Below are 23211 nucleotides of genomic sequence, written 5' to 3'. Positions count from 1 at the left end.
AGGGCACCGCCGTCGAGCCGACTCCCGCTTGCCCGCTGCATCACAGGACAGCGGACCCCCGACCGGCTCGGGGCACCGCCGTCGAGCCGACTTCCGGCCGGCTCAGGGCACCACCACGATCTTCCGCCCCACGCCCGCCGCGAACTGCTCCAGCGCCTGCGGGTAACGCTCCAGCGGGATCCGGTCGCTGATGAACACCTCGGGGTCCAGGACACCGTTCGCGAACAGCTCCGCCGCCCGCTCGAAACTGTGCAGCACCGCCATGGAGCCGGTGATGGTGATCTCCTGGTTGTAGACGCGGTACGGGGCGATGGTCACGCGCGTCGCGTAGTCGGCCACCCCGAACTGCAGGAACGTACCCGCCTTCGCCACCCGGTCCAGGCCGTCCTGGATCGCCGCCGCGTTGCCGGTCGCGTCCACGACCACGTCCCAGCCCTGCGGTCGTTCCAGTTCGTCGGCGTTCGCGGCGGACGCCGAGACGCCGAGCCGGCGTGCCGTCTCCAGCCGGGCCGGGTTGACGTCCACCACGTCCACGCTCGCCGCCCCGGTCCGCTTGGCCAGCTCCAGCATCATCAGGCCCATGGTCCCGGAGCCGTAGATCAGCACATGGGCGCCCAGACGGGACCGGAGGACGTCGTAGCCGCGCACCGCGCAGGACAGCGGCTCCACCAGGGCGGCGTCCTCGGTGCGCACGTGCTCGGGCAGCTTCACGCAGTTCGCCACGGGCGCGAGCGCGTACTGTGCGGCGCCGCCCGCCGTCGTCACGCCGATCGCGGCCCACCGCTCGCAGAGGTTGTTGTGGCCGGTCCGGCAGTACCGGCACTCGTGGCAGTACAGGGACGGGTCCACGGCCACCCGGTCGCCGGCCGCCACCTCGGTGACCTGGCTGCCGACGCCGACGACCACGCCGGCGAACTCGTGCCCGGGGACGATCGGCAGCTTGGGCGCGAACTCGCCCTGCAGGATGTGCAGGTCGGTGCCGCACAGACCGCACGCCGCGACCTCGACGACGACCTCGCGGGGCCCTGGCGTCGGGTCGGGGACCTCGGTGACCACGGCACGGCCCACGGACTCGATGACGGCGGCCTTCATTTCACGGCTCCCAACGACAGGCCCTGGACCAGCTTGTCCTGGGCGGCGAACCCCGCGGCGAGCACCGGCAGGGAGACGACGAGCGACGCGGCGCACACCTTGGCCAGGAACAGGCCCTGGCTGGTGATGAAGCCGGTCAGGAAGACGGGGGCGGTCTCGGCGACCACGCCCGTCAGGACCCGGGCGAACAGCAGCTCGTTCCAGCTGAAGATGAAGCAGATCAGGGCGGTGGCGGCGATGCCGGGCAGGGCGATGGGGGCCACCACGCGCGCGAGGATCACCGGCAGCCGGGCGCCGTCCACCCGGGCCGCCTCGATGACGGCGACCGGCACCTCGGCGAGGAAGGACTGCATCATCCACACCGCGATCGGCAGGTTCATGGAGGTGTAGAGGACGACCAGGAGCCAGATGTTGTCGAGCATCCCGGCGTTCTTGGCGAACAGGTAGACGGGCAGCAGGCCCGCCACGGCCGGCAGCATCTTGGTGGAGAGGAAGAAGAACAGCACGTCGGTCCACTTCCTGACCGGCCGGATCGACAGCGCGTAGGCCGCCGGGAGCGCCAGCAGGAGGACCAGGAGCGTCGAGGCCACCGAGGCGACCGTGGAGTTGACGAGCGCGGGCCACGGGCTCGCCCCGCCGCCGCTGCCGAAGAACTCGCGGTAGCCGTCGAGCGTCAGCGACGCGGCGAAGGAGGGCGGGTTGGCCGCCGCGTCGGACTCCGAGTGGAACGACGTCAGCGCCATCCACGCGATCGGCAGGAAGAACACGATCCCGGCCAGCCAGGCCAGCAGGCCCAGCCCGCCTCGTCGTACGGCATGCGGTCGTACGGCACTCATGCGCGGGACACCTCCTCGCGGAACAGGGACGACACCACGCGCAGCGCGAAGGTCGCGATGACGATCGAGCCGATGACCACGAGGACGCCCGCGGCGGACGCGAGGCCGTTCTCGTGGGCCTGGTAGAAGCTCTGGTAGACGGTGTAGGGCAGGTTGGCGGTGCCCAGGCCGCCGGATGTGATCGTGAAGACCGCGTCGAAGTTCTGGACGATGTAGACCGACCCCAGCAGGGCGCCCAGCTCCAGGTAGCGGCGCAGATGGGGCAGGGTGAGATGGCGGAAGACCTGCCAGTCGCTCGCGCCGTCCACCCGGGCGGCCTCGATCTGCTGCTGGTCCCGGCTCTGCAGCCCGGCGAGCAGGATGAGCATCATGAACGGCGTCCACTGCCACACCAGGGAGGCCTCGACGGCGAGCAGCGGGGTGCGCGAGACCCAGTCCGGCTGGGGGCCGCCCACATAGTGCAACAACCCATTGAGCAGGCCGTATTCAGGGTTGTAAAGCACATGCTTCCAGAGCAGGGCGGCGGCCACCGGGACCACCAGGAAGGGGGCGATGAGCAGGGTGCGTACGACACCCCGGCCGCGGAACCTCCGGTCCAGCAGCAGTGCCAGTGCCAGCCCGAGGACGAGGCTGGCCAGCACCACCGCCGCCGTGAGCAGCACGGTCGTCCACACCGAGTGGCGCAGGCCGGCGTCGGTCAGCACCTGGCGGTAGTTGTCCAGGCCGGTGAAGCGGCGGGCCTTCGGGTAGAGGGCGTTCCAGTCGAAGAAGGAGATCACCAGCGTGGCCACGAAGGGCAGCTGGGTCACCACGATCATGAAGACCAGGGCAGGCAGCAGCGGGGCCCGGGTGGCCCAGGCACGCAGCCGGGCCGGGGGCTGCCGCAGGCTCCCTGCGGAGGCGGCCGTGCGAGGGGCCGTCGTCGTCGCTGTCATCGTCCCTCGTACTCCTCGGAGATCCGCTCGGCGAGCGCCTGCGACTTCTTCAGGGCCGAGTCGACGGACTGCCGTCCGGCGATGGCCGCGCTGATCTCCTGGGAGACCTTGGTGCCGAGGTCGGTGAACTCGGGGATGCCCACGAACTGGATGCCGGGCGCGGGCCGCGGCTGCACCCCGGGGTCGTCCGGCCGGGCGCTCTCGATGGCCTCCCGGGTCATGTCCTGGAAGGAGGCGGCCGACCTGCGGTACTCGGCGTTCGTGTAGGTCGACGCCCGCTTGCCCGCGGGGACGTCGGACCAGCCGCTGGTCTCGCCGACCAGCTGCTCGTAGCCCTTGCCCGACGCCCAGGACACGAACTTCCAGGCCTTGTCGGGATTGCGGGAGGCCCGCTGGATGCCCCAGGCCCAGGTGTAGAGCCAGCCGGACGACTTCGTCCGCTCCACGGGAGCGGGGGCGTAGCCGAGCTTGCCCTTGACCGGGGACGCGGCCGCCTCCAGCAGTCCGGCCGCGGAGGTGGCGTCGTACCACATGGCGACCTTGCCCTGGGTCATGTTGTTCAGGCACTCGGCGAAACCCGACTGGGCGGCGCCGGACTCGCCGTGCGAACGCACCAGGTCGACATAGAACTTCGTCGCCTTTCTGAAGGCGGGGGAGTCCAGTCGTGCCTTCCAGTCCTTGTCGAACCAGGTGCCGCCGAAGGTGTTCACGACCGTCGTCAGCGGTGCCATCAGCTCGCCCCAGCCGGGCAGCCCGCGCAGGCAGATGCCCTTCATGCCGGGTTCGGCGCCGTCGGCCCGTGCGGCCAGCCCGGCGACCTGCTGCCAGGTGGGGTGGGCGGGCATGGTCAGGCCCTTCGCCGCGAACACGTCCTTGCGGTACATCAGGAAGGACGACTCGCCGTAGAAGGGCTGGCCGTAGAGCTTGCCGTCCTCGCCGGTGAGGGACCGGCGCATCGGCTCGAGGACGTCCTGCTCGTCGTACGACGGGTCCTTCGCGACGTAGGGGTCCATCTCGTGCAGCCAGCCGTTGCGGGCGTAGATCGGTATCTCGTAGTTGGACAGGGTGGCCACGTCGTACTGGCCGGCCTGGTTGGCGAAGTCCTGACTGATCTTGTCCCGGACGTCGTTCTCGGGCAGGACCGTGAAGTTGACCCTGATGCCGGTGTCCTTGGTGAAGTGGGCGGCGGTCAGCTTCTGCAGCTCGGTCATCTGGGGGTTGTTGACCATCAGGACGTTGATGGAGTCGCCGCCGGAACCGGTCCCGCCCGCGCCGGCCCAGCAGCCGGAGAGCAGGGGGGCGAGCAGCGTCCCGGCGGCGGCCAGGGCGAGCGTGGCTCGCGGCCTCCGTCGGCTCGGGGTGCGCATGGATCGCTCCTGGAGATATGTGGACTTGAGCGGGATGTTCAGGGATATAAGGGGCGCTTGAAGGGGTGGAACGCCCACGGGACGGGAGAGGGGACGGGAGAGGAGCCGGGTCAGACCCGGATGACCTGGGGGCCGAGCAGGGAGTAGCGGTGGGCCTCGGCGGCCGGGAGCAGGGTGCTGGTCACGATCGCCTCCAGCGAGCCGATCTCCGCGAACCGGCAGAAGCTGACCGCGCCGAACTTGGTGTGCACGCCCGCGAAGACCGTGCGGCGGGCGGCCCGAACGGCCTGCGCCTTCACCTCGCTGACCGCCGGGTCGGGGGTGGTCAGGCCGTGCTCGCGGGAGACGCCGTTGGCCCCGATGTAGGCGAGGTCGATGACGAAGCCGGCCAGCATCTTCGTCGTCCAGTGGTCGACGGTGGCGAGTGTGCCCGGGCGGACCCGGCCGCCGAGCAGCAGCACCGACATGTGGTCGGCCTCCGCGAGGGCGCCCGCGACCGGCAGGGACGCGGTGACCACGGTCAGCGGCCGGTCCCTCGGCAGTGCCTCGGCGATGAGCTGCGGGGTGAAGCCCTCGTCGACGAAGACCGTCTCGGCGTCCCCGAGCAGGCCGGCCGCGGCGGCGGCGATCCGGCGCTTCTCGGGTACGTGGCTGGTGGCCCGGAACTCCAGCGTCGTCTCGAAGCCGGCGCTCTCCACCGGATAGGCGCCGCCGTGGGTGCGGCGGACCAGTCCGTGGTCCTCCAGGGCGCGCAGATCGCGCCGGATGGTCTCCTTGGCCACGCCCAGTTCCACGGCGAGCGCGGTGACGTCCACCGAGCCGGTGGCGCGTGCGGCCCGCACGATCTCGCGCTGGCGTTCCTCCGCACTCCTGGTGCTCATCGTCGTCACCCGCTTCCCCGTGGGACTGCCCGTTCGGGCCCATGAGGGAAGTTCTACCGTCGGCGCGCGGCGCTGACCAGGCCTGTTGGAAGCCCGATACTGCCCGTTCGTGCCCGTTCCGCGCGGCCCGTGCCCGCCGCGGACCTGCGGGGCTGTCCGGAACGAGGTGGGATCGGGCACGGCGCATGCCCGGACACGGTGGCGGGCGGGCCCGTTCGGTGCCCGCCCGCGCGCGTGGACGCTCGTTTCTGCCCGCTCCGGGCCGGCGGAGTGCTCAGTACGGCCAGATCGGCGGGTCGTTGACGAAGTGCCCGCCCAGATGGGTGTGCGCCGGGTTCTCCGGGTCCAGTTCACCCTGTTCGGCGATGAGCTTCTCGGCGTACGGCTCGGAGTCGTCCTGCGGCTCGTAGCCGAGCGCCCGCGCGGTGCCCAGGTCCCACCACAGCCGGGTGTTGGCGGAGGAGCCGTGCACGACCGTGTGGCCGACCTCCTCGGCGGTCAGGGCCGCGTGGAAGAGGCGGGCGCCGTCCGCCGGGCTCATCCACACCGAGAGCATGCGCACGCTGGTCGGCTCCGGGAAGCAGGAGCCGATGCGTACGGAGACGGTCTCCAGACCGTGCTTGTCCCAGTAGAGCTGGGCCAGGTCCTCGCCGAAGGACTTCGACAGGCCGTAGAAGGTGTCGGGGCGGCGCGGGGTGTCGACCGGGATCAGCGCCTCGCCCGCGCGCGGGGCCGGGGTGAAGCCGACGGCGTGGTTGGAGGAGGCGAACACGATCCGCGGCACGCCCGCCCGGCGGGCGGCCTCGTACAGGTTGTAGGTGCCTGCGATGTTGGACTTCAGGATCTTCTCGAAGGGTGCTTCCAGGGAGATGCCCGCGAGGTGCAGGATCGCGTCCACGCCGCGCACCGCTTCGCGCAGCGCCTCCGTGTCGGCGAGGTCGGCGGTGATGGCGTCCGGCGCGTCCTCGACGGGGCGCACGTCGAACAGCCGCAGTGTGTAGCCGTACTCCGGCAGCAGTGACCGCATGAGGGTGCCGAGCCCGCCGGCGGCGCCGGTGAGCAGGAGGGTACGGGGAGCGGGCATCCTTCGGTCTCCTTGGTGGCCGTGAGCCAATGACTGCATGCATGGACGGTATTCACATTCGTGGACACGCTAGGGAGCGCCGACATGCCTCGTCAAGTGCGCCGTGCCAGGGGGAAGTCCGCCGCTGTGTTGCCCGTGCGCGCGCTTGACCCGCTCCGATCGGGGCCCGTAGCGTGAGGTCGTTCAGACATATAGACGCTGATCAGAAGTATGCACCGACAGGGAGCGCCTGTGACGCCAGCCCCTCTCGCCGACCGGCTCCGCGAACCGAGCGGACCGCTCTTCTTCCCCGTCACGGCCTACGGCCCCGGCGGCCCACTCGACCTCGACGTCTACCGCACCCATGTGCGCCGCGGCGTCGCGGCCGGTGCCGCCGCCGTGTTCGCCTGCTGCGGCACCGGCGAGTTCCACGCGCTGCTGCCGGAGGAGTTCGAGGCCTGCGTCCGGGTGGCCGTCGAGGCGGCCGAGGGACGCGTCCCGGTCGTGGCGGGCGCCGGCTACGGCACCGCGCTCGCCGTGCGCTACGCCCGGCTCGCCGCGGACGCGGGCGCCGACGGCCTCCTCGCCATGCCGCCGTACCTGGTGGTCGCCGGCCAGGAGGGCCTGCTGCGGCACTACCGGGAGGTCGCCGCGGCCACCGCCCTGCCCGTGATCGTCTACCAGCGCGACAACGCCGTCCTCGCCCCGCGGACCGTGGTCGGACTGGCCCGCACCGGCGGCGTCATCGGGCTCAAGGACGGCTGCGGCGACCTCGACCTCATGCAGCGGATCATCAGTGCCGTGCGCACCGAGGCTCCCGGCGGCTTCCTGTACTTCAACGGCCTGCCCACCGCCGAACAGACCCAGCTCGCCTACCGCGCGCTCGGCGTCACCCTGTACTCCTCGGCGGTGTTCTGCTTCGCGCCGGAGATCGCCCTCGCCTTCCACAAGGCCCTGGAATCCGCCGACCTGCGCACGGTGCACCGCCTCCTGGACGGCTTCTACCGTCCGTTCGCCGACCTGCGGGCCCAGGGCCCCGGCTACGCCGTCTCCCTCGTCAAGGCCGGGGTACGGCTGCGCGGCCTGGACGTCGGCGAGGTCCGGCCCCCGCTCCACGAACCTGCCGAGGACCACGTCGAACAGCTCGCCCAGCTCATCGAACGGGGATACGCGCTGCTGGAGGAGGACGCGTGAGCGCGTACGGCTGTGTCCGGGGCGAGCGGCACGAGGACGAGGAGGACGTGTGAAGGCATCGGCGTTCGTCTACCCCTGGGACGTCAACGGGGACCCCGGGGCCCCCGCCCGCATCGCGGCGCTCGGCGTGCGGCAGGCGACCCTCGCGTCCGCCTACCACTCCACCCGCGCGCTGACCCCGCGCCACCCGCGCCACCGCATCGTCACCGCCGAGTACGCGGCCGTCCTCTACCCGCCCGGCGAGCGCTGGGCGGGCCGTGGCCTGCGGCCCTACCCCGCCGGCCGGTGGGCCCCCGGCAACGCCTACGGCGACGCCGCCGAGGCCCTCGCCGCGGCCGGCCTGGAGGTGCACACCTGGGTGGTCCTCGCCCACAACTCCCGCCTGGGCGCCGAACACCCCGACACCTCGGTCGTCAACGCCTACGGCGACCGCTACCCGTGGGCGCCCTGCATCGCCCAGCCAGGTACGCGCGCGTACCTGGTCGACCTGGCCGCCGAGGCCGCCGTACGCCCCGGCGCGCACGGCACCGAGCTGGAGTCCCTCGGCTGGTACGGACTGCAGCACCTGCACGCCCACGACAAGATCTCGGGCGTCGGCCTCGGGGACGCCGGGCAGTACCTGATGTCCCTCTGCTTCTGCCCGTCCTGCCGCGCCGGCTACGGCGGACACGGCCTCGACGCCGACGAGCTGGCGACCGGCGTACGGGCCGCGCTGGAACCGCTGTGGCGGGGCGCTGCAGAGGACGAGGGCTGGCCGACGGCCGGAAAGCTGCTCGGCGAGGACACGGCGGCCGCCACGCGCGCGTGGCGCGAGACGACCGCCCGTACCCTCCAGGAGGAGGCCGTCGCCGCCGTACGCGCCGCCGCACCCGACGGCTTCCAGGTCCTGCTGCACGCCGACCCGGTCCCGTACCACTGCGGCGCCGACGTGGGCGTCGACCCCGCCCACATCCTCTCCGTGGCCGACGGCGTGGTGGTGCCCTGCACGGGCGGTACGGCCCTGCTGGCGCCCTTCGCCGGGCAGGCGCGAGAGGGGAAGGTACTGGCCGCCAAACTCACTGTCGTCACGGGCATGGGTGGCAGCCCCGGCACGCTCGCGGCGGACGCGGCCCGCGCACGTGCCGACGGCGCGACGGAACTGAGGCTCTATCACGCCGGGTTGGCGTCGGACGGCGACCTCGCCGCGGTGCACGCGGCACTGACCGCCCGCTGAGGCAGCAGGGCGGCCGTCCCGAGCAGCGCCGGGCCGTAGCACTGCAGCAGCAGCGGTGGTCAGGCGTGGTGGGGCCGGTGCGGCGGCGCGCAGGGAGGTACGGCCGGTGCGGGGGCGGTGAGGCGTCTGCCGGGGCGTCGACGGGGCGCCGATGAGTTTGCGGGCCTCGGCCGGTCAGTTCTTCGTAGAGCACCTACGTGTCGCTGAAGGAGGGCACCATGACCACCGCTGACCTCGGCCCGCAGACCGACATCGTGGCCCGGCTCGCCGGGGCCGTCACCGAGGAGCAGCTGACGGCCGCCACACCCTGCCCGGGCGTCGCGGTCCGCAACCTGCTGGGCCACCTGCTGATGCTGTCCGTGGCCTTCCGGGACGCCGCCCGCAAAGAGTTCGGCGCGACGACCGGCACCAGCCCGGACTCCGTCCCCTGGGACCTCGGCCCGGACTGGCGCGTGCGGCTGCCCGAGGCGCTGGACGAGCTGGCCGCCGCCTGGCGCGACCCGGCCGCCTGGACCGGCGACACCCGCGCCGGCGGGGTGGATCTGCCGGGCGCGGTCGCCGGTGCCGTCGTAGCCGACGAGCTGGTGATCCACGGCTGGGACCTGGCCCGCGCCACCGGTCAGGACTACGCCCCCGACCCGGCCGCCCTGGCCTCGGCCCACGGCTTCCTGCTGGCCGCGGCCGACGCCCAGGACCGCGGCGACGGCCTGTTCGGCCCGGTCGTACCGGTCGCGGCGGGCGCGCCGCTGCTCGACCGGGCGGTGGGGCTGAGCGGGCGGGATCCGGGGTGGCGGCCGTAAGGGGCAGGCGGCCGTGGGGCCGGTGGCCGACAGGAGGCCCGGCCCGGCGGTGACGCGACTGCGCCGGAGTCTCTGGACGAGCGCCGGCGCGGGCGGGCAGGCATGATCGGACGAGCGGATGCTCGTCATCCCGGAGCGGGGCCGCGACCCCCTCGCACCCGTGGCCCGCGCAAGCATCGGCCGGTCCCAGAGCTACGGAGGAAGCCGCAATGGAAGCCGCAATCGACGAGCCCTCTGTGTGGGTGACGACGCGCCGTCCGCGGCCGGGCGCGCCGGAGGAGCCCCAGGAACGCGAAGGCCTGTACCGCGGCCGTGCACTCGCCGTCCCGGGCGCCGGGCGCGAGTGACCTCCCGGACACCGACATGAGCGAGATCGTCGTCGTGTACGAACCCGACCAGCCGGTGGCCGAAGGGCAACGGCGTCCCCGCCGGGTGCACGCCGCACCCGCTGCCCCCGGCCGACCCGACGCCGCGGGGCCACGGACACTGTGCGGCAAGGACACCTTCGCCATGGAGAGGGCCCCCTCGACGCCCGTCGGGCCCCCCGGGGCGCCGTGGTACCCCGTCGAGTACGCGTCCGTGGTCTGCCCCGAATGCGACGCCGTGATGGAGATCTGACCGGATCCGTCGGCGAGGGCTCCCCTCCGCGGAAGGAGCCGGGGGGCGGCTGGGGAACCGCACGCTCCCGCCGGGCCGCTCACCCCGCTGCGCCGTGCGTTCCCCGAGACTCTTCCTGAGTTCCCCCCCCCCGGGTCCTCCCCGAGCCGGCACCGGCTGCGACTCAGAGTTCCTTGCCCGGCCGGGCAAGGAGCGGGAGCCGTAAGCGGGTTGAGGGTCCTCTGGCGGAAGGCAAGATTCCGCAGGGAGTGCGGTGAAGATCTCAGGCCGGTGCCGGTATCGATCCGATAACAGGGCTCGCACCGCGCTTGTGATGCGCGTAGACAATCTCTGACCTGGTACATCACTCTCATCCACCAGATCCGGAGAACCTATGCGGAAGTCCCTCAAGGCGGTCGCTGCCGGCGCCGCCTGTGTCGTCGCCGGGGCGGCGCTGTACGGCGCGGGCACGGCCACCGCCGGCCAGTCGACGGCGAACTCCACCCACGAGCCGTACAACATCGGGCAGTTGGTGAAGGACATCGACGCCTACTACGGCACCACCGCCGACAGCAACGGCGTCTACCAGGCGTCCCCGGACAGCCCGTACGCCGAGGACCTGGCGCACCTCGACGCCCAGGCCAAGCGCTACATCGACAAGGCCGCCCGCAAGGCGCACCGTCGGGGCGAGAAGCCGGCCGTCGTCTTCGACATCGACGACACGCTGCTGCTCAGCCTCGACTACGAGAAGCGCTACAACTACACGTACAACCCCACCACGTGGAACGACTACGTGAACAAGGCCGACCGTCCGGCCGTCTTCGGCAGCCCGGAGCTGGTGCGGTACGCCGAGTCCAGGGGCGTCGAGGTCTTCTACAACTCCGGCCTCAGCGAGGCCCAGCGCGCCGGCGCCGTCGAGAACCTGAAGAAGGTCGGCGCCGATGTGAACCTCGACGCCGACCACATGTTCCTCAAGGACAAGGCCAACCCGCCGGCCTACCTGAAGGACTGCGCCACCGCGGGCACCTGGAACTGCACGACCGTGCAGTACAAGTCCGGGACGCGCAAGCACATCGAGGACGACCTGGGCTACGAGATCATCGCCAACTTCGGCGACCAGTACTCGGACCTGGACGGCGGCTACGCCGACCGCAGGTACAAGCTGCCGAACCCGACCTACTTCGTCTCCTGACGCTCCTGACGGTCAGCCGTACGTCCTGAGCAGCCGCTCGAACTCGGCCCCCGTCACCGGCAGCACCTGCCGTGACGGGGGGCGAAGTCACCGGCCACCGCGTGAGAACGCCCTCCGACGGTCCCCGTCGTCCCCGCCCCCCTTCAAGACGCCCCTACTTCAACGCGGCTTCCATCATCGCCTTGGCGACCGGCGCAGCCAGACCGTTGCCGCTGACCTCCGACCGTGCCGCGTCCGACTGCTCGACCATCACCGCGACGGCGACCTCCTTGCCGTTGCTGTCGGACTTGCCGTAGGAGGTGAACCAGGCGTACGGCGTCTTGCTGTTGTTCTCGCCGTGCTGGGCGGTGCCGGTCTTGCCGCCGACGGTCACCCCGTCGATCAGCGCGTTCGTACCGGTGCCCTCCTTCACCACCGTCTCCATGGCCGACTGCAGCTGCTCGGCGGTGGAAGAGCTGACGATCTCCTCCGTGCCCGCGCTGTCGTCGTAGTCCTTCAACGCCTCACCGCCGCTGTCGGTGATCTGCGACACCATGTGCGGCGAGACCAGCTTGCCGCCATTGGCAATGGCCGCGGACACCATGGCCATCTGCAGAGGCGTGGCCGTGACGTCGAACTGGCCGATGCCGGACAGAGCGGTCTGGGCCTGGTCCATGTCCGACGGATACACACTGGCGTACGCCCGCACCGGCACGTCCTGCTCCGCGTCGTTGAAGCCGAACTTCTCGGCCATGGCCCTGACCTTGTCCTGCCCGAGCTGGACGGCCATGTGACCGAAGACGTTGTTGCAGGAGTACTGCAGGGCGACGCGGATCGAGGCGTTCTTGCACGGAGCAGACTTGCTCTCGTTCTCCAGCGGACGCGTCGTGCCCGGCATGATGTACGGGTCGGGGCTGTCGGTGTGCTCGCCGACGTTCTTGTAGAGCCCGTCCTCCAGCGCGGCAGCCGCCACGACCAGCTTGAACGTCGAGCCCGGGGGCAGCGGCTGGCGCAGCGCGCGGTTGCTGAGCGGCTTGTCCTCGTCCGTGGTGAGCTGCTTCCACGCCTTGCCCGCGGTGTTGGCGTCGGTGAGCGAGGAGGGGTCGTACGACGGTGTGGAGACCGCCGCGAGGATCCTGCCGGTCTTCGGGTCGATCGCGACGGCCCCGCCCTTGGTGTCACCGAGCGCCCGGTAGGCAGCCTTCTGCACGGCGGGGTCGATCGTGGTGATCACGTCGCCCGGCTCGGCGCGCTCGCCGGTGACCGTGTCCAGCACGGTCTTGAGCTGGGTGTCCGTGCCGTTGAGCAGGTCCGTGTAGATGCCCTCCAGCTGAGTGGGGGCGTAGGCCTGCGAGGCGTAGCCCGTCACCGCCGCGTACAGCCTGCCGTCCTTGTACGTCCGCTTGTACGCGAGGTCGCTTCCCTTCGTCCGCGCGGAGCCGGTGATCGCGTGTCCGGCCACGATGATGTTCCCGAGGGGCCGCGAGTACGTCGCGATCGCGTTCCGCCGGTTGTTGTTGTCGTCCGCGAGGGCCTTGCCGTCGTAGAACTGCACCCATGTCGCCCTGACCAGCAGGGTGACCACGAGCAGCAGCGCGAAGACGGACGCCCGCCTGATCGTCTTGTTCATCCCGCACGGAAGACGAGCGGGAGGGGGGCCGACGTTCCCGTTCGTCCGGTTTTCTCATCCCGGATTCAGGTCGGCCTCAGCCCGCGCTCATCGTGTGCTCAGGAAACCGGCCTCGTACGCGGCGATCACCGCCTGGGTGCGGTCCCGGGTGCCGGTCTTCGCGAGGACGGCCGCCACGTGCGACTTCACCGTGGCCGGGCCCACGTCCAGGTGCCGGGCGATCTCGGCGTTGGTCAGCCCGGCGGCCATGTGCCGCAGCACATCGCTCTCGCGGCCGGTGAGCATGCTCACCCAGGGCGCGGCGGGGGCGGCCGCGCGGGCGTGCTCGGCGGCGAGGGTCCGTACCGCCGACGGGAACAGGAGGCTGTCGGTGCGCGCGACCAGCCGTACCGCCTGCACGAGGGTGTCCGCGTCGGACCGCTTCAGCAGGAAGCCGGCGGCTCCGGCGCGCAGGGCGTCGTACACGTAGGAGTCGTTCTCGAAGGTGGTCACGACGACGATCCGCGGCGGCTTCTCCAGGGTGCCGGTGATCAGCTCGGTGGCCCGGATGCCGTCGGTCTCCGGCATCCGGACGTCCATGAGCACGACGTCGGGCCGCAGCTCCCGGACCACGGACACGGCCTCGGTGCCGGTCGCCGCCTCGCCGACCACCTCCAGACCGCGCTCGGCGGAGAGGATGGCGCGCAGGGCGGTGCGGACCATGCGCTCGTCGTCGGCGAGGACGATGCGGATGGGGGGCTGGGTCATGCGGATCCTTTCAACGGCAGACGTACGTGCAGCTGCCACATGTCCCCGGACGGTCCCGCCTCCGCCGTGCCGCCCAGCAGCCGGACCCGGTCGGCGATGCCGCGCAGGCCGTGGCCGCCGCCGGGGCGGGTCGGGGAGGCGGTGCGGCCCAGCGGGTTCTCGACGGTGACCTCCAGGCGGCCGTCGGTGCGGGTGATGCGGAGGGTGACCGGTTCACCGGCGTGCTTGAGGGCGTTGCTCAGGCCTTCCTGCACGATCCGGTACGCCTCCCGAGAGACCAGCGGCGGCAGGGCCTCGGGATCGGTGCCGACGGTGGCCGTCACGCGCTGCCCGCCGGCCCGGGTCCGGCGCAGCAGTCCCTCCAGGTCGGCCGCGAGCGTCGGCGCGGGCGCGGTGCCGGGCGCGTCCCCGTCCCGCAACAGCCCCAGTACGGCGTCGAGTTCGCCGACCGTGCGCCGGGTGGTGTCCTCGATGGCGGTGAGCGCCTCGCGGACGAAGTCCGGGTCGCTGTCCAGGAGCCGGCGGGCTGCACTCGCCTGGAGGGTGACCGCGCTCAGCGCGTGACCGACACAGTCGTGCAGTTCACGGGCGAGCCGGTTGCGCACCGCGAGGTCGGCGGCCCGGGCCTCGGCGGCGGCCAGCCGGTCGGCCGGGGTGGGCCCCAGCAGCGCGGGCGCGCCGCGGGCCAGCAGCGCTCCGCAGGCCGCGACGCAGGCGGCGAGCGCGAGCAGCATGGCCAGACCCGCGACCGGCGCGAGCGCCCACACCCATGGCCGGTCGAGGACGCCGGGCAGGGCGAGCGGTGAGTCGTGCAGACCGGCGAACAGGGGCAGCGCGATCACCAGCACCGCGAACGGCGGCACGGCCAGCGACATCCCGGAGACGATCCCGCCGAGGCCCAGGTGCAGCGTGAACCAGGCGGCCGTGCGCGCCCGTTCGACCCGGCCACGGGCCGGACCGTCGGCAAGGTCGCCTGCGCCGTCCCCGGCGATCCCGCACAGGGCGCGGGCCGCGGCGGACTCCAGCGGCCGGGTCAGCGGGAACAGGGACGTGAGTGCGGCGACCGGCAACCCGACGCCGAACGAGGCCAGTTGCAGGGGCAGGCAGCCGAAGACGTCGTCCGCGCCGGCGAGCGGCCCGACGATGAGCGAGCCGACGAAGACGTACGGCATGGCGAGGGCGCCGCCGAGGATCAGATGCACCCAGCGGCGCCGTGCCCGCCCGCCGAACAGCAGGCCCAACCCACGCGTCACCGCGATGCGTTGGCGGAGCGGTCCGCGAAGCAGCGGGCGATGAGTGTCGCCACGAGGAAGCCGACGATCATCTGCACAGCGTAGGTCAGGCGCATCACCGGTGTCGGGCCTCCGGCGAGGTCCTCGGCCATGACCAGCGTGCTGAGCGTCATCCATCCGCCCCAGCACGCGGTGGCGCCGGAGCCGACCCGGGCCAGGGCCGGCGGCACGCTGACCGGCAGGGCCCGGCTCCGGCGGAAGGCGAGCTGCCGGGAGCCGGTGACGGCGGCGGTGGCGAGAGCAGGTGGACGACCTCCATGAGCCGGTCGGTGCTCCCGTTCAGGCCGGCCGTGGATCCGCCGGCCCACAGCAGGCGCAGCGCACCCGGAACCAGCGCGAACAGCACCGCCGTCACGGCCGGAGGTCGAGGTCGTCATGGCTCAACGCTCTCGCGCCGGACAGGGAGTTCACCTCCTGCCCCCTGACGATCCGGCTCCGCCGTCCGGGGGAGGCCGGGTCATCCGGAACTCGTCCGGGCGGGTGGTTCGTCGGCGGGCGGGCCGGGTCTTCCGGGGCTCGTCCGGGCGGGTGGTTCGTCGGCGGGCGGGCCGGGTCTTCCGGGGCTCGTCCGGGCGGGCGGTTCGTCGGCGGGCGGGCCGGGTCTTCCACGGCTCGTCCGGGCACACGCTCCGTCGTCGGGGATGGCCGGGATCCGCGAGGGGTCAGGCGGGCAGCCGCAGGACCACTTCCTCGATGTCCTCGCCGCGCGCGTTGGCGAACCCGAGAGCCCGGGCGGTCTCCCGGAAACCGCACTTCTCCAGCACCCGCAGCGAGGCGGCGTTGTCGGCGGCGGCCCTGGCGTACAGCGGCCGTTCGGGAACCTCGGTGAGCAGTGCCCGCAGGGCCGCCGTCGCCAGCCCCCGCCCCCACCAGGCACGGTCGATCCAGTACGTCACCTCACGCCCGCCCGGCTCCCCGTAGACCGCCGCGTTGCCCACCACCCGGCCGTCGGCCAGGACCGTGCGCGTCACGGCGTCGGACGCCCGGATCTGCTGCCACCAGGCGTAGAAGGCGCCCCGGTCGCCCTGGCTCTCGGGGCCGAAGGCGGCCATCCGGAGCGCCTCCGGATCGGTCATCTGCCGGAAGAACACCGTCAGATCGTCGTCCTCCACGCCACGCAGCACGATCTCCATGGTTCCGAGCCTACGACCGCCGCGGCCCGCGCCCGCGGCCCGCAACGCGCGAGGTACAGGTCGCCGTGATCCCGGCCGCCTGATTCCGCTCCGGGTTCAGAGCCTGCGGGTCGCCAGCGTCAGCCGGTCCCGGGCGTCGAACAGCGCGTCTTTGATCATCTGTTCGTGGGCAGGGGTCAGCCGGGCCACCGGTACCGAGCAGCTGATCGCGTCCCGGGCCGGCGTGCGGTACGGGATCGCCACGCCGAAGCAGCGCAGGCCCAGCGTGTTCTCCTCGCGGTCGACCGCGAAGCCCTGCTCCCGGACCTGGTGCAGCTCCTTGATGAGGTTCTCCCGGTCGGTGATGGTGTTCTCGGTGAGCCCGGGCAGCGTCTCCGGCAGCAGCTTGCGGACCTGTTCGTCGGAGTAGGTGGCGAGGATCGCCTTGCCGAGGGAGGTGGAGTGCGCGGGCAGCCGGCGGCCGACGCGGGTGAAGGGGCGCAGGTAGTGCTGGGACTGGCGGGTGGCGAGGTAGACGACGTTGGTGCCGTCGAGCCGTGCCAGGTGGATGGTCTCCGTGGTGTCGTCGGAGAGCCGGTCCAGCGTCGGACGGGCGGCGGCCACCACCTCGTCGCCGTCGATGTACGACGTCCCCACGAGCAGCGCCCGCACGCCGATGCCGTACCGCGTGCCCGTCGCGTCCGTCTCCACCCAGCCCAGCTCCACGAGCGTGCGCAGCAGCATGTACAGGCTGGACTTGGGGTATCCCACGGCCTCCTGGACGGCCGCCAGGGAGTGCATGCCGGGCCGGCCGGCGAAGTATTCCAGCAGCTCAACGGTCCGCACCGCGGACTTGACCTGCGCCCCGCCGGCTGTGTCGCCTGCCGTCATCGCCCTTGACCCCTTCGTTCGACGAGGACCTGAGTTATATAGTCTCCGAGCAGCTTATTCATCATCAGAGACAGTGTTCAGTATATCGAACGCGGCTGATGGCTGACCTGGCAGTTCTGGAAAGTGCGGCCTTTACTGGGAGGGACCCGCGGTGGCAGCAGGACCAGTCTGGAGTGTCGACCCGCGCACCGGGAAGCGGCGTGAACAGGTTGCGGTGGAGGCCACAGCCCAGGAGGTGGACACGGTCGTCCGGGCGGCCCACGCCGCGCGCGGCGCCCTCGCCGACCGCACGGTCCGCGCCGCCTTCCTGCGCTCGGCCGCCGCGGGCCTGGAGGCGGCCAGGGACGGCCTGGTCGAGACCGCCGACGCCGAGACGGCCCTGGGACCGACCCGGTTGGGAGGCGAACTCGCCCGGACCGTGTACCAGTTGCGCGCCTTCGCCGGGATCGTCGGCGAGGGCGGCTTCCTCGACGTCGTCATCGACCACCCCGACGACACGGCCACCCCGCCCGTCCCGGACCTGCGCCGCTACAAGGTCCCGCTCGGGGTCGTCGCCGTCTACTCCGCCTCCAACTTCCCCTTCGCCTTCTCCGTCGCAGGCGGCGACACCGCGAGCGCGCTGGCCGCGGGCTGCCCGGTCGTCGTCAAGGCCCACCCCGACCACCCGGCACTTTCCGAACTGGTCGCCAAGGTGCTGCGCCGGGCCGCCGCCGGACACGGCATCCCCGACGGCGTCGTCGGCCTCGTGCACGGCTTCGAGGCGGGCGTCGAACTGATCAGGCACCCGCTGGTCGCCGCCGCGGGCTTCACCGGTTCGGTACGGGGCGGGCGGGCGCTGTTCGACGCGGCCGCCGCACGCCCGGTGCCGATCCCGTTCCACGGCGAGCTGGGTTCGCTGAACCCGGTCCTGGTGACCGAGGCCGCCGTGGCCGAGCGCGCCGAGGAGATCGGCAGCGGGCTCGCCGGGTCGATGACCCTCGGCGTCGGCCAGTTCTGCGTCAAGCCCGGACTGGTGCTGGTCCCCTCCGGTGCGGCGGGCGACCGGCTGGTGAAGTCCCTCACCGACGCGGTCAGCGACACCGAGGCCGGGGTGCTGCTCGACCACCGCATGCGGGACGACTTCGTCGCCGGTGTGGCCGAGCGTACGCAGCTGCCCGGCGTGGACAGCCCGGTCACCCCGGGCGCGGGCGGCGAGCACACGGTCAGTGCGGGCTTCCTCACGGTGCCGGCGGAGCGGCTGACCGAGGAGGGGGCGTACGACCTGCTGCTGGAGGAGTGCTTCGGGCCGGTCACCGTGGTGGCCCGCTATGCGGACGAGGCCGAGGCCGCGGCGGTGCTCGGCCGTCTTCCGGGCAACCTGACGGCGACGGTCCAGCTGTCGGCCGAGGAGGCCGCCGGCAACGGCAGGGGAGCGGAGATCCTCGCCGAGCTGACCCCGCTGGCCGGGCGCGTGCTGGTCAACGGCTGGCCGACGGGGGTCGCCGTGGCGCCGGCCCAGCACCACGGCGGGCCGTACCCGGCGACCACCTCCACGTCGACCTCGGTGGGCGGTACGGCCATCGAACGGTGGCTGCGGCCGGTGGTCTACCAGAACGCACCGGAGGCGCTGCTGCCGCCGGAGCTTCGCGACGACAATCCGCTGGGGCTTCCGCGCCGCTTCAACGGGGTTCTGGAGCGGTAGCGCCGCAGCCGCCTCGCCGGGGCCACCGGGACGGCGGCCCCGGCGCCTGCCGGGGCAGGGACGCGGTGTGTCCTCTCAGGCGGGACCGGTCGTCCGGGGCCGGAGCGCTCTGTGGCCGAGCGCGAAGGACGCTGCGAACAGAGCCGCCGCCACCAGCAGGCTCGCCCGCATCCCGGCGGCGAAGCCGTCCGACACCAGCGCGCCGAACACCGCGATCCCCAGCCCGCCGGCCACCTGCCGTGCCGCGTTGAGCACCCCGGCCGCAAGACCGGCCCGCTCGGCCGGCACGGCGTCCAGCATCACCGCGGTCAGCGTCGGGATGGTCAGCGCGCAGCCGAGGCCCATCGGTACGAGAAGTGCGGCCACCACGGCGGCGGACGTCCCGGCGTCGACGCTGAGCAGAGCCAGCAGGCCCGCCAGCGCGAGCGCCTGGCCCAGCAGCATCGGCAGGCGCGGGCCGTACCGTCCGGACAGCTTGCCGGACACCACGTTCGCCACCGCGATCAGCGCGGACATCGGCAGGAACACCAGCCCGGCGGCCAGCGCCGAACGGCCCTGCACCTGCTGGAGGAAGAGGGAGACGACGAACAGGATCCCGTAGAACGCCACGCTGCACGCCGCTCCCGTCACGACCGCCACCCGCACCCGACGGCCACGGAACAGCTCGAAGGGGACGACCGGATGCGGCCGGCGCCGCTCGATCCGGACGAACAGCACGGCCGCGACGACGGCCACGGCGAAGGCCGCGACCCCGCTCGTACCGCCCTCGATCACCGCGAACGTCAGCGCGGTCAGGGCGACCACGGCCGTCATCTGGCCCGGCAGGTCCAGGGGCGCCGGCCGGCGCTCGGAGCGCGGTGCGCGCAGCAGCAGGAGCAGGGTGACCCCGCCCAGCGGCACGTTGATGAAGAAGATCCCGCGCCAGTCCCAGGCCGTGGTCAGCGCACCGCCGGCCACCGGACCGAGCGCGATCGCGACCGACCCTCCTGCCGCCCACGCCGCCACCGCCCGGCCCCGCCGCACCGGATCCGGGTACGCCTGCCGTACCAGGGCGAGCGAGGCGGGCAGCACCACGGCCGCCGCGGCGCCCTGCACCACCCGGGCGCCGATGAGAGCGGGCAGGTTCGGTGCCAGGCCGCAGACCACCGAGGCCAGCGTGAACACCGTGATGCCGAGGGCGTACGCCCGGCTCGCCCCGGCCCGGTCCGAGAAGGCGCCGGTGGAGAGCATCAGCGCGGCGAGGGCCAGGGTGTAGCCGTCCAGCACCCACTGGAGCCCGGCCATGGCGCCGCCGAGGTCGGAGCCGATCGCGGGGATGGCCACGTTCACCACGGAGGCGTCGAGGGTTGTGAGCGCGAAACCGAGGAGGGCCGTGGCCAGCGCCACGGCGGGACGGACCGGGAACTGCCGTGCAGATGCGGGAAGTTGAGAGCCGCGCACGGTCTGGTTCGTTGACATGCGCCCATACTGCGGATCTTGCCCTGCGTACAGTAGTGGCCTGAATGCCATGCATCCGGAGGTTCTGGCCATGCTCCGTGTCGCCGTCGTCGCGTCGCCGCCCGTGTCGATGTTCAACCTCGCCATCCCCGAGATGCTCTTCGGGAAGGTCGAGACCGAGGGACGGCCCGCCTACGACGTGGTGATCTGTGCACCCGACCCCGGGCCCGTGCCCACCACCGGCACGCTGGAACTGCACGTGCCGCACGGTCTGGAGGCGCTGCGGGAGGCGGACACGGTGATCGTGGCGGGCACCGGCAGGCCCTTCGCCCCGGACCCGAGGGTGCTGGAGGCCCTGCGCGAGGCCGCCGCGGCGGGCGTGCGCATCGCCTCCATCTGCTCCGGGGCCTTCTCGCTCGCCGAGGCCGGCCTGCTCAAGGGCCGTACGGCCACCACCTATTGGGCGCACGCGGAGGAGATGCGCCGCCGCCATCCCGACATCGACGTCCGGGGCGACGTCCTCTACGCCCAGGACGGCCAGTTCCTCACCTCCTCCGGGTACGCCGCCGGCATCGACCTGTGCCTGCACATCATCCGCACCGACTACGGCGCGGCCGTCGCCAACGAGGTCGCCCGGCTCGCCCTGGTCGCCCCGGTCCGGCCCGGCGGCCAGGCCCAGTTCACCCAGACCCCGCTGCCGCCCGAGCGCGGCACCGCCTGCGCCGACACCCGCGCCTGGGCCATGCGCAACCTGGACAAGCCGCTCGCCCTGACCGACCTGGCCCGGCACGCCGGCGTCTCCGTGCGCACCCTCACCCGCCGGTTCCACGCCGAGAGCGGGGTCACCCCGCTGCAGTGGCTGCTGCACCAGCGCATCGAGCGCGCCAAGGAACTCCTGGAGACCACCCGGCTGGCCATGGACCAGGTGGCCGCCGCCTGCGGTCTCGGCACCGCCGACTCGCTCCGCGCCCACCTGGTCCGCCGCACCGGCCTCACCCCGAGCGCCTACCGGGCCCAGTTCAGCCGGCACACGGCGGGGCGGCGGACGGCCGCGTCCCCGGCCGTGTGATCCGTGACCGGGCAGGGGGCAGTCGCCCCCGGGAGCCGCGTCCCCGGCCGTGTGATCCGTGACCGTGCAGGGAGTAGCCGCCCGGGAATGGAACACCCTGCTTGAACGTTCACGTACCGAGCGGGGGAGTCCCCGCACCCGTACGACCTGGAGAGAGCCGAAGACATGCGCGTCGAGATCTGGAGCGACATCGCCTGCCCCTGGTGCTACGTGGGCAAGGCCCGCTTCGAGAAGGCGCTCGCTGCCTTCCCGCACCGCGACGAGGTCGAGGTGGTGCACCGCTCCTTCGAACTGGACCCGGGCCGCGCCAAGGGCAACGTCCAGCCGGTGATCACCATGCTCACCAGGAAGTACGGCATGAGCGAGGCGCAGGCCGAGGCCGGCGAGGAGAACCTGGGCGCCCAGGCCGCCGCCGAGGGCCTGCCCTACCGCACCCGGGGCCGCGACCACGGCAACACCTTCGACCTGCACCGCCTGCTGCACCTCGCCAAGGAGCACGGCAGGCAGGACGAGCTGATCCAGGTCTTCTACCGGGCCAACTTCGCCGAGGAGCGGTCCGTCTTCACCGAGGGCGACGAGCGCCTGGTGGAGCTGGCCGTCGAGGCCGGACTGGACGCCGGCGCGGTCCGCGCCGTGCTCGCCGACCCGGACGCGTACGCCGAGGAGGTCCGCACCGACGAGCGCGAGGCCGCCCGGCTCGGCGCGACCGGCGTGCCGTTCTTCGTCCTGGACCGGAAGTACGGCGTCTCCGGCGCCCAGCCCGCCGAGGTCTTCACCCAGGCGCTGGCCGAGGCCTGGGGTGAGCGTTCCCCGCTGAAGCTGGTCGACCAGGGTGCCGCCCAGGCCTGCGGCCCGGACGGCTGCGCGGTCCCGCAGCACGGCTGAAAGCGCAGGTCGGCGCGGTTGTATAAGCGTTCCTGAGGGGAACCGCGTAAAATTCGCAATGGACGGGGAGATCCCTGGGCCGCACAGTGGTCCCATGGAGACCACGGAGACGTTCGAGAGCCTCGTCCGCGCCGAGTTCCGCCCGAAGAGCAGCTTTCTCAACACCGCGTCCAACGGGCTGCTGCCCGCCCGTACCGTAGCCGCCCTGCAGGAAGCGGCGCTGCTGCGGGCCGAGGGCCGGCCACTGGCGCCGCTGTACGAGGACGTGGAGACGAGCCGGGCCGTGTTCGCCCGGCTCGCCGGCGTGCCGGCCACCCGGGTCGCGGCGGGCGCCTCGGTCGCCGCGCACACCGGCGTGATCGCCGCCTCGCTGCCCGCGGGTGCCGAAGTCCTCACCGCCGAGGACGACTTCACCTCCGTGCTCAACCCCTTCCACGTCCGCGGCGACCTCAAGGTGCGCACGGTCCCGCTGGAGCGGATCGCCGAGTCCGTCCGGCCGGGCACCGCACTCGTCGCGGTCAGCGCCGCCCAGTCCGCCGACGGCCGGGTCGCCGACCTGGCCGCCCTGCGTGAGGCAGCCCGCGCCCACGGCGCGCGCACCTACGTCGACTTCTCCCAGGCCGCCGGCTGGCTGCCGATGGACGCGGACGCCTACGACTTCACCGCGAGCGTTTCCTTCAAGTGGCTGCTGGGCCCGCACGGCGCGGCATTCCTCACCGTCCCCGAGGACCTCGGCGGACTGACCCCGCTGCTCGCGGGCTGGGTGGCGGCCGAGCGGCCGTGGGACAGCTGCTACGGCCCGGTGGCCGAACTCGCCCACTCGGCACGCCGGTTCGACCTCACCCACGCCCTGTTCACCTTCGCGGGCCTGCGCCGGTCCCTCGAACTCGTCGAGGAACTCGGGGTGGCGGCGATCCACGCGCACGACGTCGCCCTCGCCGACCGGTTCCGGGCGGGGCTGGCGGATCTCGGCCACCAGCCCGTGCCCGCCCCCGGCTCGGCGATCGTCTCCGTCCCCGGACTCGGCTCCCGGCAGCCCGCGTTGAGCGAGGCGGGCATCGAGGTCTCCGACCGCGCCGGCAACCTGCGGGCGGCCTTCCACCTCTACAACACGGACGCCGACGTGGACCGCCTGCTGGACGCGCTGTCCGGCTGACCGCTCGGACCCCGCGTCCAGCTCGCACAGGCCGGCCTCGCCCCGGCCGGGGGGGGGGGGGGGGGTGGGGCGGGGGGGGGGGGGGCGGGGGGGCTTGTTCTCCCGCGGGAGGGGGGGAACAAGGCGACACGGAACCCGGCGCGCGGTAGCGGGTGGCGGGAA

The 23211-nt window shown here is 72.6% G+C and carries 23 protein-coding genes; 10 read left to right on the top strand and 13 right to left on the bottom strand.

Features of this window, described 5'->3' with window-relative positions; translation table 11 throughout:
* Positions 1-102: 102 nt before the first annotated feature.
* The 6 genes from ACZ4SF_RS37350 to ACZ4SF_RS37325 all read right to left on the bottom strand — a co-directional run bounded on the left by ACZ4SF_RS37350 (position 103) and on the right by ACZ4SF_RS37325 (position 6195).
* A complete protein-coding gene (locus ACZ4SF_RS37350; protein ID WP_468393388.1) occupies positions 103-1092 on the bottom strand; it encodes a zinc-dependent alcohol dehydrogenase family protein in 990 nt (329 codons plus the stop codon).
* Positions 1089-1928: a carbohydrate ABC transporter permease gene (locus tag ACZ4SF_RS37345; protein ID WP_468393386.1), complete on the bottom strand. Its 840-nt coding sequence runs from the start codon at positions 1926-1928 to the stop codon at positions 1089-1091. Before ACZ4SF_RS37345 ends, ACZ4SF_RS37350 begins: the two co-directional genes overlap by 4 nt.
* Positions 1925-2863, bottom strand: coding sequence for a carbohydrate ABC transporter permease (locus ACZ4SF_RS37340; protein ID WP_468393384.1), 939 nt, complete (start codon positions 2861-2863; stop codon positions 1925-1927). The genes ACZ4SF_RS37345 and ACZ4SF_RS37340 overlap by 4 nt, the downstream gene beginning before the upstream one ends.
* Positions 2860-4230: an ABC transporter substrate-binding protein gene (locus tag ACZ4SF_RS37335; RefSeq protein WP_468393382.1), complete on the bottom strand. Its 1371-nt coding sequence runs from the start codon at positions 4228-4230 to the stop codon at positions 2860-2862. The genes ACZ4SF_RS37340 and ACZ4SF_RS37335 overlap by 4 nt, the downstream gene beginning before the upstream one ends.
* Positions 4231-4340: 110 nt before the next feature.
* Positions 4341-5111 (bottom strand): DeoR/GlpR family DNA-binding transcription regulator, encoded by a 771-nt coding sequence (locus ACZ4SF_RS37330; protein WP_468393380.1) that lies wholly within the window; start codon positions 5109-5111, stop codon positions 4341-4343.
* 274 nt (positions 5112-5385) lie between these two features.
* On the bottom strand, positions 5386-6195 hold the full coding sequence (locus tag ACZ4SF_RS37325) for an NAD-dependent epimerase/dehydratase family protein (RefSeq protein WP_468393378.1): 810 nt from the start codon (positions 6193-6195) through the stop codon (positions 5386-5388).
* A 231-nt stretch (positions 6196-6426) separates the two neighbouring features.
* Between ACZ4SF_RS37325 and ACZ4SF_RS37320 the strand changes: the two genes are divergently transcribed.
* The 6 genes from ACZ4SF_RS37320 (at position 6427) to ACZ4SF_RS37295 (ending at position 11170) form a co-directional block, all read left to right on the top strand.
* On the top strand, positions 6427-7368 hold the full coding sequence (locus tag ACZ4SF_RS37320; protein WP_468393377.1) for a 5-dehydro-4-deoxyglucarate dehydratase: 942 nt from the start codon (positions 6427-6429) through the stop codon (positions 7366-7368).
* A 49-nt stretch (positions 7369-7417) separates the two neighbouring features.
* Positions 7418-8581 (top strand): hypothetical protein, encoded by a 1164-nt coding sequence (locus ACZ4SF_RS37315; RefSeq protein ID WP_468393375.1) that lies wholly within the window; start codon positions 7418-7420, stop codon positions 8579-8581.
* A gap of 218 nt (positions 8582-8799) precedes the next feature.
* The gene (locus tag ACZ4SF_RS37310) at positions 8800-9381 is read left to right on the top strand and encodes a TIGR03086 family metal-binding protein (RefSeq protein ID WP_468393374.1); all 582 of its coding nucleotides are present in this window, start codon (positions 8800-8802) and stop codon (positions 9379-9381) included.
* Positions 9382-9590: 209 nt separating this feature from the next.
* Positions 9591-9728: a hypothetical protein gene (locus tag ACZ4SF_RS37305; protein WP_468393372.1), complete on the top strand. Its 138-nt coding sequence runs from the start codon at positions 9591-9593 to the stop codon at positions 9726-9728.
* Positions 9729-9744: 16 nt separating this feature from the next.
* Positions 9745-9999 carry a hypothetical protein gene (locus ACZ4SF_RS37300; protein ID WP_468393370.1) on the top strand — a complete coding sequence of 85 codons (255 nt, stop codon included), beginning with the start codon at positions 9745-9747 and terminating at the stop codon, positions 9997-9999.
* Between the two features lie 373 nt (positions 10000-10372).
* On the top strand, positions 10373-11170 hold the full coding sequence (locus tag ACZ4SF_RS37295) for an HAD family acid phosphatase (protein WP_468393368.1): 798 nt from the start codon (positions 10373-10375) through the stop codon (positions 11168-11170).
* Positions 11171-11324: 154 nt separating this feature from the next.
* Here the strand turns inward: ACZ4SF_RS37295 and ACZ4SF_RS37290 are convergent, their stop codons facing one another.
* The 6 genes from ACZ4SF_RS37290 to ACZ4SF_RS37265 all read right to left on the bottom strand — a co-directional run bounded on the left by ACZ4SF_RS37290 (position 11325) and on the right by ACZ4SF_RS37265 (position 16821).
* A complete protein-coding gene (locus ACZ4SF_RS37290; protein WP_468393366.1) occupies positions 11325-12779 on the bottom strand; it encodes a peptidoglycan D,D-transpeptidase FtsI family protein in 1455 nt (484 codons plus the stop codon).
* Between the two features lie 87 nt (positions 12780-12866).
* The gene (locus ACZ4SF_RS37285) at positions 12867-13526 is read right to left on the bottom strand and encodes a response regulator (protein ID WP_468393364.1); all 660 of its coding nucleotides are present in this window, start codon (positions 13524-13526) and stop codon (positions 12867-12869) included.
* Entirely contained in the window at positions 13523-14779 is a 1257-nt protein-coding gene (locus ACZ4SF_RS37280; protein WP_468393362.1) for a sensor histidine kinase, read from the bottom strand. The genes ACZ4SF_RS37285 and ACZ4SF_RS37280 overlap by 4 nt, the downstream gene beginning before the upstream one ends.
* On the bottom strand, positions 14776-14931 hold the full coding sequence (locus tag ACZ4SF_RS37275; protein ID WP_468393360.1) for a hypothetical protein: 156 nt from the start codon (positions 14929-14931) through the stop codon (positions 14776-14778). The genes ACZ4SF_RS37280 and ACZ4SF_RS37275 overlap by 4 nt, the downstream gene beginning before the upstream one ends.
* A gap of 549 nt (positions 14932-15480) precedes the next feature.
* Positions 15481-15951, bottom strand: a complete 471-nt coding sequence (locus tag ACZ4SF_RS37270) for a GNAT family N-acetyltransferase (RefSeq protein WP_468393359.1) — start codon at positions 15949-15951, stop codon at positions 15481-15483.
* A gap of 96 nt (positions 15952-16047) precedes the next feature.
* Positions 16048-16821 carry an IclR family transcriptional regulator gene (locus ACZ4SF_RS37265; RefSeq protein ID WP_468393357.1) on the bottom strand — a complete coding sequence of 258 codons (774 nt, stop codon included), beginning with the start codon at positions 16819-16821 and terminating at the stop codon, positions 16048-16050.
* Positions 16822-16972: 151 nt separating this feature from the next.
* Between ACZ4SF_RS37265 and ACZ4SF_RS37260 the strand changes: the two genes are divergently transcribed.
* Complete coding sequence (locus ACZ4SF_RS37260; RefSeq protein WP_468393355.1) at positions 16973-18502, top strand: aldehyde dehydrogenase (NADP(+)); 1530 nt, start codon at positions 16973-16975, stop codon at positions 18500-18502.
* Positions 18503-18577: 75 nt separating this feature from the next.
* Here ACZ4SF_RS37260 and ACZ4SF_RS37255 read toward each other — a convergent pair whose 3' ends face one another.
* Positions 18578-19960 carry an MFS transporter gene (locus ACZ4SF_RS37255; RefSeq protein ID WP_468393353.1) on the bottom strand — a complete coding sequence of 461 codons (1383 nt, stop codon included), beginning with the start codon at positions 19958-19960 and terminating at the stop codon, positions 18578-18580.
* A gap of 49 nt (positions 19961-20009) precedes the next feature.
* Here ACZ4SF_RS37255 and ACZ4SF_RS37250 point away from each other — a divergent pair, with 49 nt between their 5' ends.
* From ACZ4SF_RS37250 to ACZ4SF_RS37240, 3 genes are all read left to right on the top strand, one after another.
* On the top strand, positions 20010-21008 hold the full coding sequence (locus ACZ4SF_RS37250) for a GlxA family transcriptional regulator (RefSeq protein WP_468393351.1): 999 nt from the start codon (positions 20010-20012) through the stop codon (positions 21006-21008).
* 165 nt (positions 21009-21173) lie between these two features.
* Positions 21174-21893, top strand: a complete 720-nt coding sequence (locus tag ACZ4SF_RS37245) for a DsbA family oxidoreductase (protein ID WP_468393349.1) — start codon at positions 21174-21176, stop codon at positions 21891-21893.
* Between the two features lie 94 nt (positions 21894-21987).
* Positions 21988-23049 carry an aminotransferase class V-fold PLP-dependent enzyme gene (locus ACZ4SF_RS37240; protein ID WP_468393347.1) on the top strand — a complete coding sequence of 354 codons (1062 nt, stop codon included), beginning with the start codon at positions 21988-21990 and terminating at the stop codon, positions 23047-23049.
* The last annotated feature ends 162 nt before the right edge of the window (positions 23050-23211 follow it).

This window comes from Streptomyces sp. NPDC027663 (assembly GCF_055566415.1).
Note: the sequence above shows the minus strand (reverse complement) of the source record. Positions and strands in the feature narration are given on the sequence as shown.